Here is a 12,762-nt window from a genome sequence, read left to right as displayed (position 1 = left end):
ACCGGGAAGCGATGATTCCCCTACTTTTGTATCGTACTGAACAATCAGTAGCACCATAGACATGAAAACACTCCAATCATTTATGCGCTATACGGCATTTGCCGGGATCGCATGGATTCTTCCTGTGGCATCCATTCAGGCGCAAGAAAAAACATGCTCCGTTGAGATTCAAAACACTTGGGCGGAAGACCGGACAGATGCGCCGGTGACGATTTCCCTGGCCGACTTCCAGGCCTCCTTTCCCATTCAGTCGGTTGTCGTAAAAGAGGGCAATATAGAGATCCCATCTCAAATAGATGACTTCGACAGTGACGGGCAACCGGACGAACTCTCATTCGTACTCGACATCCCGGCACGAGCTACACGCACGTTGCAGATCAGTCTCTCGGCCGAAAAAAGGGAGAACCCCTACCCTTCTCGCGTATTTGCTGAGATGCTTATGCGAGGTGATAAAGGAAAGCATCAGCCGATTCGTTCATTGACCATACCCGGCAGCAGCAATGTCTATAACCTATTGCACCACCACGGGCCGGCTTTCGAGTCGGAGCTGGTGGCCTATCGCATCTATTTCGACCAGAAACAAACGGTAGATATCTACGGAAAATTCAATAAAGGCTTTGAAATCGAAGCCTGTCAGTTCTATCCAAACGACGAACAGCTGGCGCAGGGATTCGGCGACGATGTGTTGCGGGTTAGCGGTAGCGGTGGTCTGGGTGCCCTGAAGGGTTGGAACGGAAAGAAAGCACACCATATCGAACCGGTGGAATGGCGTACGGAAACGGTACTGGCGGGCGGACCGGTGCGTACGGTGGTCGACGTAGACGCGGACAACTGGCAATACCAAGGCTCGCTCCTCCATATGAAGATACGTTATATCCTCTATGCCGGACACCGCGACTGTGAAGTACGGGTAAGTTTCGACCGTCCGCTAAAAGAAGAGGTGTTCTGCGCGGGCGTGCAGAACATCAAGGGTTCGCAATCATTCTATGACGACAAGGGATTGGTAGCCTGTTGGGGGCACGACTGGCCGGTAAACGACACCATCAAATATGCCAAAGAAACGGTAGGACTGGCCACCTGTCTACCGCAGGAGATCGTGCAAGAGAAAGCGGCCGACGGAGCTAATTATCTCTATACCCTTCAGGCAAAAGGCGAAAAATCGTTCACCTACCATATCAGTTTCACTTCCATGAAAGAGACCTTCGGTTATAAGACGCCGGAAGAGTGGTTTGCCTATGTGCGCCGCTGGAAGGAAGAATTGCAACATCCTGTAAAAATAACAATCAAATAAAATAGATATCATGAAAAGATTTTTTATCCGTTTCGGATTAAGCCTATCGTTGCTAGCAGGATGCTGGGCGGCAGAGGCTCAGTCAAAAAGTTCTCTCTCTTCGGTATGGACTGCCGACCAGGGAGACGGCACCTACCGGAATCCTATCCTGTATGCCGATTATTCCGACCCTGATGTGATTCGGGTTGGCGATGATTATTATATGACCTCCTCCAGTTTCAACTGCATCCCGGGCTTGCAGATCCTGCATTCAAAAGACCTGGTAAACTGGACAATTATCAATGCCGCCATCCCTTATGCTTTGGAACCGGCAGATATACCGGAAATACCTCAGCATGGCAACCGGATATGGGCACCCTGTATCCGCCACCACGAGGGTGTGTTTTATATCTTTTGGGGTGATCCTGACCAGGGAGCCTTTATGACTTACGCGAGTGATATCCGGGGCACCTGGAGTCAACCAGTACTGGTGAAGGCCGGAAAAGGCATTATCGACACATCTCCTCTTTGGGACGACGACGGACGGGTCTATCTGGCACATGCCTATGCCGGCAGCCGGGCAGGACTGAAAAGCGTACTGGCAGTGTGCGAGCTCAACGCATCGGCTACCCAAGCCATTACCGAAAGCCGTATTATCTTCGACGGACACGAAAAACATCCGACCATCGAAGGGGCTAAATTCCATAAGAAAGATGGTTATTACTATATCTTCGCTCCGGCAGGTGGCGTTGCCACCGGATGGCAGGTAGCTCTCCGATCAACCGATCCCTACGGACCTTACGAAATCAAAACCGTGATGGCACAGGGAAAAACGGTTGTGAACGGCCCGCACCAGGGTGCCTGGGTGGATACGCCTAAAGGCGAGAACTGGTTCATACACTTCCAGGACGTAGGCGCTTATGGACGCATCATCCACCTGCAACCGATGGCCTGGAAAAAGGGGTGGCCGGTGATTGGCGAAGATAAAGACGGCGATGGCTGCGGACAACCGGTCATGCGCTATAAAAAACCGGACGTAGGCAACACCTATCCAATATGCACCCCACAAGAGAGCGACGAGTTCGACGCCAACAGCCTGGGACTACAATGGCAATGGCATGCCAATATAAATCCGAAATGGTATTATACCGACGCGGCCAACAGCCAGCTTCGCCTCTACTCCTACCCGCTTACAGCCCCGGCCAAGAGCCTCTGGGACGCGCCCAACCTATTGTTACAAAAAACACCAGCGCCCGCCTTTACGGCCACTATGCGCCTGCGCTTCCAACCCTCCGACAAATACAAGGGCGAACGCACCGGCCTCATCGTGATGGGTCGCGACTACGCGGGCATCGTTCTGGAAAACACCAACGAGGGTATCATGCTTTCACCCGTTGTATGTCGCAAGGCTGACGAAGGCCGCGAAGAGACAGCGGAAGCAGGCGTGAAGGTATCAGGTGACTGGATCAACCTGCGTGTTACCTTCGATGCTAACGCAAAGTGTCAATTCTCCTATAGCACCAACGGACGCCATTACACGCCCCTGGGCGCTCCTTTCCAGGCACGCGAAGGAAAATGGATCGGTGCCAAGGTTGGTATGTTCTGTAGCCGTCCGGCCATCGTAACAAACGACGGAGGATGGGCGGATGTCGACTGGTTTCGCATCACTCCCAACGAAGAGAAGGTGGAAGCGAAAGATGCCCTATCATATGCTATCCGCATCGCCGACTCGGAGATGAAACGTTACCCCGAATCATGGCAGCTCGACTTCCAGCGTACACTGAAGTGGGACTATTGCCACGGACTGGAATTACAGGCTTTCCTGCAACTCTACGAGCGCACAGGCGACAAGAAATACCTCGACTACACCAAGGCATACGCCGACACGATGATCCAGGCCGACGGCTCCATCAAGACCTACCGTCTATCGGAATACAATATCGACCGGTTGAACAGCGGCAAGATGTTGTTCAAGCTCTACGACCTGACCGGCGACGAGAAGGTGAAGAAAGCGCTCGACCTATTGTATAGCCAGTTGGCCACCCATCCGCGCAACGACGACGGCGGATTCTGGCACAAAAAGATCTACCCGAACCAGGTATGGCTCGACGGTGTTTATATGGGCACTCCTTTTATGGTGGAATATGCTTCGCGCTATAACCGTCCCGACGACTACGCCGACGGAATCAACCAGATCCTGATGGCTGCCCGCCACACCTACGACCCGGCCAACGGCCTCTATCGCCATGCCTGCGACGTGAGCCGCCAGATGTTCTGGGCCGATCCGGTGACCGGACAATCTAAACATGTCTGGGGACGCGCCCTGGGATGGTATGCTATGGCCATTGTCGATGCGCTTGACTTTATCCCTGTCGACCAAAAGGGACGCGATCAGGCCATCGCCATCATGCAAAACATAGCGCTGCAATTGAAAAAGATACAAGACCCTAAAACAGGGCTCTGGTATCAGGTGTTAGACCGCAGCGGCGATCCCGGCAACTACCTCGAATCGACCTGTTCGGCTATGTTCATCTACGCCCTCTCGAAGGGAGTTCGTCTGGGATACATCGACGAATCCTACCGCCAGGTGGCCGAAAAGGCTTTTGCCGGATTCCTCGATGAGTTTGTCGAGTTCGACGAAAAAGGCCTGATGAACATCACCAAAGCCTGCGGTGTAGCCGGCCTCGGCGGAAGCAACAACCGCTCAGGCGACTACGACTACTACATCAACGAACTGGTACGCGCCAACGACCCGAAAGTGGTCGGTCCCTTCATCATGGCGGTACTCGAAAGAGAAAAGGCAGGGTTGAAATAATTCCATACCTTCGTATCAGATAAATAGAAAAATAATTAGAGGAGAGATAAGTTTTATTTCTCCTCTAATTATTTTATTTTTGCATAAGATAGGATGCGCCTCAGCATAACTCAAGCCAGCTTGGTTCTGCTTTCAGCTTTCACTATCTTTGTAAAAAAGAAGGGAATCTTATGACAACAATCACCTTTGATGAAAATAGCGAAGCGGGTCGTACACTGATGAGTATGATACGCAACATGAAGCCTTCCGTTCGCAAAACCATTCACCTGACAAACGAAAAAACGGAAGTTGCCGTTCAACATATACCGGGCGTACCTCATACACAAGAAGAACTCTTTGAAGCGGTTCAGCGATCCAAAGAAGATATAAAAGCCGGAAGAGTCATTTCGCATGAGGAATTGAAAAAGCAGATTACCACATGGTAGTAACCTGGACAGAAGATGCTATTTCACAATTCCATGCGGTTTATAACCATATTCTTGAAACCGCAGGGGTAAATGCTGCCAAACGAATTGCACATAAAATTGAAAAGTCTGCGGCGAGATTAGCCACACATCCCCAAATGGGGCCTATGGAAGAATACTTAAAACAAAAGCCAAAAGGCTATCGTTCTTTGGTAGTACACAAAAACTATAAATTAGTTTACCATATTGAAGATCAAATCATTTATATCAGTGCCTTGTTCGATTGTCGCCAGAGCCCTACTAAATTTGAAATAATAAAATAATAATAGTTTATCCACATGAAAAAGTCATTGATTATTACCTGTCTGTTAGGTGCCGCTTTTATGGCCTCCGCTCAACAGAAAATCGAATTGGAGTTATGGCCCGGCGGTACGCCGGAACATACCGAGTTGAAAGAAACAGTTCGCCCCGACGGCGGATTCAGTAATGTGACCGATGCACGTCTCTTCATTTCCCTGCCTGCGGCGAAGAAAGCCAATGGGCAAGCGATGGTGATATGTCCCGGAGGAGGCTACTCCGGACTGGCCATGCAACACGAAGGGCACCAGGTAGCTGCCTGGCTCAATGAACGGGGCATTGCCGCCATTATCCTGAAATACCGGATGCCGGCAGGCAATTTCACTATCCCGGCAAAAGACGTCTTACGGGCCATTGAAATCACCCGCAAACAGGCCACAGCCTGGCATATCGCGGAAAACAAGATCGGCGTAATGGGCTTCTCGGCCGGTGGACACCTCGCCTCGACAGCGGCGACCCACTTCACTTCGCCCAAGAACCGTCCCGACTTCGCTGCCTTGATCTATCCGGTGATCACCATGGACGAAAAATATACCCATGGCGGATCGCGCCGAAACCTCATCGGCGAGAACCCGAGCGAGGGACTTATTGCTGGTTTCTCCAACGAATTGCGCGTATCGGCTAATACCCCGCCGACCTTTATTGCCTTTAGCGACGACGATTCGGCTGTGCCCACCGAAAACGGCATCCGTTTCTACCGGGCGATGAAAGCCCATAAGCTACCCTGCGAGATTCATATCTATCCGACTGGTGGACATGGTTGGGGATGGCGCGATACATTCAAGTATAAGAACGAGTTCCAGGCCTCCTTTGAGCGTTGGCTGAAAGAGATAGACGAAAAAACAGTTTCTCCGCAATAAGAAAAAGAGTATGAAACAGAAAGTGATTATCCTCCTGCTATTGTTAGGAAGCAGCTCTATCGGTTTTTTACAGGCGCAGGAAAGAGTAGTTTCGCCCGATGGCATGATAAAACATCCCTGGGCAGGTATGCGGGTTGGTTATATCGGTGATTCGATCACCGACCCGAATCTATACAAAGGCACCATCAAGAATTACTGGAAATGGCTGGAGGAATGGCTGGGCATCTCCTCCTATGTGTACGGCATCAGCGGACGCCAATGGAACGACGTACCCAACCAGGGCGGACGCCTACTGAAAGAGCACGGCCAGGAGGTCGACGCGATCATCGTATTCCTGGGAACAAATGACTTTAACGCGAGCATACCTGTCGGCAGCTGGTACGCCGAGACAAAGGAGATGGTGATGGCCGCCCGTGGTAACCCCAAGCAGGAGGTATTGCGCACCAAGCGCAGCTTCCACTACACCGACAGCACCTACAAAGGAAGAATCAATATCGGATTGCGTTGGCTCAAACAAAATTTTCCCGACAAACAGATTATCCTATTGACACCGCTCCACCGCTCGACAGCTATCTTCGGCGATACCAACGTGCAACCCGACGAAAACTACCAGAACGCCTATGGCGAATACATCGACACCTACGTGGAAGCAATCCGGGAAGCCGGCAATCTATGGGGCGTACCTGTGATCGATTTCAACGCAGTGAGTGGCATCAACCCCATGGTAGAAGAACAGCTTATCTACCTCCGGGATACCGAGACAGACCGCCTGCACCCAAACAACAAAGGGCAAGAGCGCATGGCTCGTACCCTTCTGTATCAATTACTGGCCTATCCGGCACGCTTTTAATTATGCAGTATCAGAGTAGTCAAAGTAGTTAAAATGATTATGACTACTTGACTACTCTGATTACTTGACTACTTAGTCTTCGACTGCAATTTTATCATTTCAATGGCCGTATCGATAATCAATCCCAGGCCATGCTTTTCGTTGTCACCGACCGGACGACTGTAATAGAAAGGCAGGTCGTCCATGATACCGGTTCCTACACATACATTTCTAAACTTAGCATCTTCCGTGATCTGCGTCTCTTTCAGCGCTTTCCAGCCTGCGTCCGCTATGCGACGATAGGCAGGATCGAGCCATCCGTTATTGATCGCCTTGGCAATGCCATACACATACATAGCGGTGATCGACGACTCATCATACGATTCAGGCTTATCGAGCAATTGGTTCCACATACCATTCGCATTCTGATAGCGGGAAGCCCCTACGATCTGTTTCTCTAAAAGCGCCATCAACTCTGCCCGCTTGGGATGATCTTCCGACATCACATCCAACACCAGGGTGATCGACACGGTGATCCATCCGTTCGCCCGTCCCCAGAAAGCAACCCCGTTGCGTTTCCTGTCCGTATAATAGCCATGGTAGAACAACTCTTTCTCCGGACACCAGAGATAATCTGTGATCTGAATGATCTGCTTAGCGGCTTCATCCAGGTATTTCACATCCCCGGTCATCTTTCCCATTTGCGAGAGAAGAGAGACACTCATATAGACATCGTCTGCCCAAACGGTCATCTCGCGGGGTGTGGTGCGGCAAAGCGTACCGTCCGCCAGACGATCTTGCCCGTACATCACATGATTGGCGGCGTTCTCAATGTATTCGCGATATTCCGGACGAGGATCCAATTCGTACACATTCACCACGGCAGCACCCATGGCACCACAGTCATCAAGCTCTTTGAAGTTCCATAACTGCCCAAACGGCCAATACCAGTGGCGACGATCGTTACGGAAGGTGTGTTGAAAATATTTGTAATTATCAAAGGCAAAAGCCACATGATGTTTTGCATACTCGACATACTTCGGTTCGTTCAGGAACTGCCCCAAGCGGATCATGCTCATATCCAACACCCCGTTGGAATAATGCCACTCGGTCAGCGGACTCTTGAATTTCACGTCCTCGCCCTTAGGGATCTCTTTCGTACTGTTATACACCTCTTTCGTCGTTACGCCTACAAACTGCGTTACCGGCTGTTTCAGAATATTGTCGGCCACAGCCCGGATAGCCTCTTCGTCGGTGCGTTTTTGTCCATACACGAGGTTTGGGCAGACTAACAACGTAGCCACACATAATAATAAGATTCGTTTCATAATTATCATACTGTAAATTATAGATTTGTCATTCTTTCCATACCGATACGCCGGCAGTTGGTATTTCCATGCCACCAATCAAGAACTTCGTTCCAGCAGGCAGAGGTAGCGTATACGCCTTATCAGCATAGTTAACAGCGATGCCGAAACCATCGCGGTATTCAATATGCAAACCGGCCGGCAGATCCATTACCGGGATATCAAGACGTCCGTATAGTTTTTTCAATACTTCTTTTTCCAGTTGTCCATCCTGCGAATCGACACCGACGTAGGTCACTGTTCCTTTGCCCAGCTTATGGTAGACAATACCGGGCCGTCCCTCGTAGAAATCACCCAGGAAAGTGCCCCAGGTTTCCGTATCCTTTTCAGGGATCAACACCTCTCCCCAGGTCACCCAGGGGTATTGTTTCCCTTCAAAGAGGACATGATCCGGTGCGGAGGGTTGCAGGAGGTCATAGAAGTCGATCTTTGCACCGATCAATGGATAGACAGGCGCAGCGAAAGGTGCTTCAAAAAGTTGTCCGTTGCGGGTCTTATGCCCTGTGCGGCAGGTCAACACCAGATTGCCCCCCTGACGCACATAGTCGGTCCAACGCTCTACCAACTTTTCATCGATCAACTGATAAGCCGGAGCAATCATCACGTTGTATTTTCCAAAGTCATCGCCTTCGTCAATAAAATCGACAGGAGCGCCCATATACTTCAGGGCATCGTAATATTTATCGATATGCTTTTCCGTATCCCAGGCAATGGTTTGTTTGTTGCGTTGCATCTCCCAGGTATTCTCGTGGTTGTAGAGAATCGCCGTACGCCGCTTCTCGTAAGCGGCCGGATTCCCGGCCTTCGGGTCGTACGCCTTACGCAGTTGAGCTATCTCTTTGATAAATTGCGCGTATTCCAAACCGCTTGCCGTCGGGGTCACACCATCAGGACCAACAATCCCGTAGTGATAGAGTTCCGTTCCATAGATAGGCTGGCGATAACGATAGGTACAGGCAAACTGACTGCCCCCGGCAAACACATGCCACAACCAGAGGCGCACGGCGCCAGGCAGCGGTTGGGAGTTGATCTGTCCCCAGTTGACCTGTCCGGGTTGCAGTTCCATCACCCCATAGACACCATCGATCGGGCGGAAGAAGTCGTTTGCCTTGGCAATACGCTCCACCGGTCCCAGGCGATAGCCTTTGCGTCCGATCCCGTAGTTCTCCCCAAACACCATATAACGCGTATAGGAATGAAAATCCAACTCATCGCTCTTGCGGAGATGTCCGTCCGAGTATTCGGGAATGTAGTTGGTCGTGATCCATTGCGAAGGATCCACCTGACGGCGGATCGTGGCCGCCTGCTCATCCAGGAAGCTGACAATCTCTTCGGTATAGAAACGCATATAGTCGAGCGTCTGGTGGTTGTTCATAAACTGCTGGGAGACACGCGGGATATTGATTTCCGAGAAGTTGCTATAGACCTGGCTCCAGAAGGCTGTTCCCCAGGCTTTGTTAACAGCCTCGATCGTTCCGTATTTCTTTTCTACAAAATCGCGAAACCGCTGCTGAGCGTCCGCGCCATAATCCTGGAAAGGACGCGGCTCGTTATCGAGCTGCCACCCCATAACACGCTTATCGTTCGCATAATGCGCAGCCAGCTTCTCGATCATCTTCAACGAGTATTGACGGTAATAGTTATTGGAAGCCGACGGATGCTGGCGCGAACCGTGGTCTTTCCGGGTACCGTCTTCGTTCTCGATCAGGATATCGGGATGTTTCCGCACAAGCCATACCGGCGGCGTAGCCGTAGAGGTACAAAGGATCACCTTCAGTCCGTTCTTAGCGGCCAGATCGACTGCTCGGTCGAGCCAGGCGAAGTCATAAACTCCTTCGGATGGTTCCAGTTGTGCCCAGGCAAACTCAGCATAATGCACAAAGTCGAATCCCAAGGATTTGATCTGCTTCAGGTCGCGTTCCCATTGCGATTCATCCCAGTGTTCAGGATAATAATAGGTACCGACCGTGGTCAGATCCGAAGGATTGAAATAGCTTTTCTGAGCCGTTAGAAAGGGAAAGCTCAACCCCAGGCAAAGCCCTACAAGCGCGATTTTTCGTATCATGGTTCAAACTGTTTAATTTCTTGAATAGTAACCGGTCCCAATAGTCCGGAAGGCACGATGCCCCAGATATCGAATTGAGTTGGTTGATAAGTGATGCTCACAAAGTTAATCTCATGGAAAATACGCCATTCCACACCCCGACGGTCGTAGTCAGCGATCCGGTTGGCCGGCAGGTTAGTAACCTCCAGTTCGATGGTGTTCTCACCGTCCCGAAGCAGATCACCAATATTGGTTCGGAAAGGAACAGCATACAGGGTACCGGCATCCTGTCCATTCACACGCACACGCGCGCTCTCCCGCACATCACCCAGGTCAAGGCGGTAGTTGCTCTCCGGCTTTTTCTCCAACGTAAAGGTAATATTGTACAAACCGGTTCCTTTGTTTCGTTTTAGATCCTCACCCGGCAAGTCTGTCCAGCTACCTAAAGCGTCCAATGTATAGTTTTCCGAGATAACCGGATCGCTCTCCGGAAAGCGAAGCGTCCAGCCTTTTTCTAAACGAATAGGCTCGTTTGCCGTCGGCTCATAATAATGCCATGCCTCTGCATCAACAACGCTTTTCGCAAATGTTTTCAACAGGATTGATTCACCTGGTTGCAGTTGCATATAGACCTCCGTCCGACCATTCTGCCGGCGCAGGGCGGCACGTCCCTTCTTTCCTGTCATCGGATCGAAGAACATCGCGCTTCGGGCATCAACCCCTAAAGGCACCCAGCCGTCGACCGGGCGGTTCTGTAGCAGTGTCATAAAGTAGTGATGTCCATCCGCATGACGACGACGAATCAGTTGTCCACCAATCTCCGACACGAACACCTCCTGCTGCACAGCGCAATGCGCCAACACATCGGCATAGTCCTTACCAGTCAGGATCTTACCTTTGCCCAGCGACTGCATAGTCACCTGACCGAAAGAGTCCACCGCCGGAAACTCCTTCATCAACTCCTCAAAACGCTCCTTACGCTCCTCAAGGCGTGCCAGTCCGGGAACACCCACAGGATATTGATCCATAAATATAATGGTTGCCCCCTTCTTGGCCAACTGATGGATTTGCTCAATCGTCTCCAACGGGATATATTGAACAGCAGGCAGGATCAAGGCTTTATAGGTTGTTCCACCAATGGTTTTTAACAGACCATTCTCGACAGTCGTGTTTTGAATATACTGGTCGGATATATAATCCAGGTCATATCCCTGGCGCATGATCTCTTCCACCCCACCGCAGAACTCCGGCAATCGTTCGCGCATCCCATGGATCGCGAAGGTGGTGAAATAGTTACCACGCTGTTCGCTCCAGATATCATAGACCGGGAAATAGAGCAGGAAATCGTTATCAGGCGTACCGTCCTGCAGGAACGACTGCACCCGTGTGATATAATCGAAGAACGACGATGCGTCGCGCCAGATCGTATTGGTAGGCGACATATCAACCGAAGCGTAGAACTTCCAACCGGGCCAAGCCGCCTCTTGTGGCGAATAGGTGGATCCATGGAAGTAGACATGATTGACACCCGAAGTAAACATCTGATCGATCTCCGGCTTACATTGCGAGAGCGAGGTGCGGAAATGCTCCGTCAGCCAGGTGAATGTCTCGGAAGAGGTATAGGGCTTGCCCGTCACATGCGCCGCCGAAGAGGCATACTTCAAGACCGTCGGATCGCCATCGTTCACCTTGCGAATAGAGTCTTTCCGGAGAAAAGGAATATCGAAATCCGAATTACCAAAGGTTTCACATTCGGGAATATCCACCGCCGCGTAGAGATCGAGCAGGTTTGCCGGTGAGCCATGTGCCTGATTCTTCACCGTGGCGCCCAGGCCATGTGCCCATTCCACCCAGGGCTGGGTGAAATTCTCTTTCAACATACGCCCTACCGTTTCCCGGTAATCGGTCACCACACGTACAGAGGTATCATTCTCCCCATTAGCCAACAGCTCGGGGAAATAATCTTGCAGGCGGTAGCCATGATGTTTCTCAAACTCATCGAGCAAGGCATCACTCCAGTCTGCTCCGTACACCTCATACGAGTCATTGAAGAAGCTATGAGGAATTGGGGTGTTATATTGCTTAAAGGCACGCTCGAACTTACCAAAATAGCGCATAACCGCCTCCTTGTCGAAATGGTTCAACACATAGCCTTCGCCACCCGGTGCAGCGCGCTTAACCATCTGGCGGGTTTTTCCGATAAACAAAGCGACTAATTGATAGGATTCACCTTCTGGTGCCGTCCAGTCGAGAAGGCCATCAGCCGTGACCCGTTCTGTCAGATCCAGCTTTTCGCCACCGGCTGAATAGGCCATCAGTTTATCTAACCGTGCATGAGCCGCCTGACGCCGATCGTTCACGGCAAACACCTCCTTCAGGCGTTCGCCACCTGCTAACGTATATCGTTGAAAAATGGCACGGGTAGCAGCATCCTCTATCGAAACATCAGGACCACCGAATGGCCACCCCGTACCGGTATTCATATCTACGCCCATGCCCAGACGCTCGGCTTCCGCTTCCGTAAAGGCTAACATAGACATCCATTCGGGTGATAAATGTTGAAGATAATGCGTCTCACGTCCTTTCACCCCATAGATAGGAGTCACCTCTACCCCCCCCATGCCGGCTTTCGCCATCGCTTCGAGGTTATAGGTGAGACCCAACGAATCCACATCGCTACCCAACCACCACCAACGTGTCCAGGGTTTCATCTCCCGGGTAATCTCCGGCCAGTCGGTCGCCACATCCTTTTCGGCACATCCCGATAACAGGCAAACGGACAACAGCAACCAATAAGTGTACTTTTTCATCTCTCG

General features: G+C 51.1%; 9 protein-coding genes and 1 pseudogene. 7 read left to right on the top strand and 3 right to left on the bottom strand.

All coding sequences use genetic code 11. The features are described from left to right. Positions 1-82: 82 nt before the first annotated feature. The 7 genes and pseudogenes from M2134_RS04710 to M2134_RS04680 all read left to right on the top strand — a co-directional run bounded on the left by M2134_RS04710 (position 83) and on the right by M2134_RS04680 (position 6,556). The gene (locus M2134_RS04710; RefSeq protein WP_280749964.1) at positions 83-1,291 is read left to right on the top strand and encodes a DUF4861 domain-containing protein; all 1,209 of its coding nucleotides are present in this window, start codon (positions 83-85) and stop codon (positions 1,289-1,291) included. 10 nt (positions 1,292-1,301) lie between these two features. Continuing rightward, positions 1,302-2,939: pseudogene (locus M2134_RS04705) on the top strand (glycoside hydrolase 43 family protein); the annotation flags it as partial. Positions 2,940-2,954: 15 nt separating this feature from the next. Then, positions 2,955-4,085 (top strand): glycoside hydrolase family 88 protein, encoded by a 1,131-nt coding sequence (locus M2134_RS04700; RefSeq protein ID WP_280749963.1) that lies wholly within the window; start codon positions 2,955-2,957, stop codon positions 4,083-4,085. Between the two features lie 170 nt (positions 4,086-4,255). Further along, the gene (locus tag M2134_RS04695; RefSeq protein WP_280749899.1) at positions 4,256-4,510 is read left to right on the top strand and encodes a hypothetical protein; all 255 of its coding nucleotides are present in this window, start codon (positions 4,256-4,258) and stop codon (positions 4,508-4,510) included. After that, positions 4,504-4,812: a type II toxin-antitoxin system RelE/ParE family toxin gene (locus M2134_RS04690; protein WP_280749898.1), complete on the top strand. Its 309-nt coding sequence runs from the start codon at positions 4,504-4,506 to the stop codon at positions 4,810-4,812. Before M2134_RS04695 ends, M2134_RS04690 begins: the two co-directional genes overlap by 7 nt. A gap of 15 nt (positions 4,813-4,827) precedes the next feature. Beyond that, positions 4,828-5,706, top strand: coding sequence for an alpha/beta hydrolase (locus M2134_RS04685; protein ID WP_280749897.1), 879 nt, complete (start codon positions 4,828-4,830; stop codon positions 5,704-5,706). Positions 5,707-5,716: 10 nt separating this feature from the next. Further along, entirely contained in the window at positions 5,717-6,556 is an 840-nt protein-coding gene (locus M2134_RS04680) for an SGNH/GDSL hydrolase family protein (protein WP_280749896.1), read from the top strand. Between the two features lie 68 nt (positions 6,557-6,624). On the opposite strand, the gene M2134_RS04675 is transcribed toward M2134_RS04680, so the two are convergent. The 3 genes from M2134_RS04675 to M2134_RS04665 are packed head-to-tail and all read right to left on the bottom strand — an operon-like array spanning position 6,625 to position 12,756. After that, on the bottom strand, positions 6,625-7,863 hold the full coding sequence (locus M2134_RS04675) for a glycoside hydrolase family 88 protein (protein ID WP_280749895.1): 1,239 nt from the start codon (positions 7,861-7,863) through the stop codon (positions 6,625-6,627). Between the two features lie 28 nt (positions 7,864-7,891). Continuing rightward, positions 7,892-9,967: a beta-galactosidase gene (locus M2134_RS04670; protein WP_280749894.1), complete on the bottom strand. Its 2,076-nt coding sequence runs from the start codon at positions 9,965-9,967 to the stop codon at positions 7,892-7,894. After that, positions 9,964-12,756: a glycosyl hydrolase gene (locus tag M2134_RS04665; protein WP_280749893.1), complete on the bottom strand. Its 2,793-nt coding sequence runs from the start codon at positions 12,754-12,756 to the stop codon at positions 9,964-9,966. Before M2134_RS04665 ends, M2134_RS04670 begins: the two co-directional genes overlap by 4 nt. Between the last annotated feature and the right edge of the window lie 6 nt (positions 12,757-12,762).

It is taken from the genome of Parabacteroides sp. PM6-13 (genome assembly GCF_029892605.1).
Classification (GTDB): domain Bacteria; phylum Bacteroidota; class Bacteroidia; order Bacteroidales; family Tannerellaceae; genus QVMG01.
This window is presented reverse-complemented; position numbering and strand designations above follow the sequence as displayed.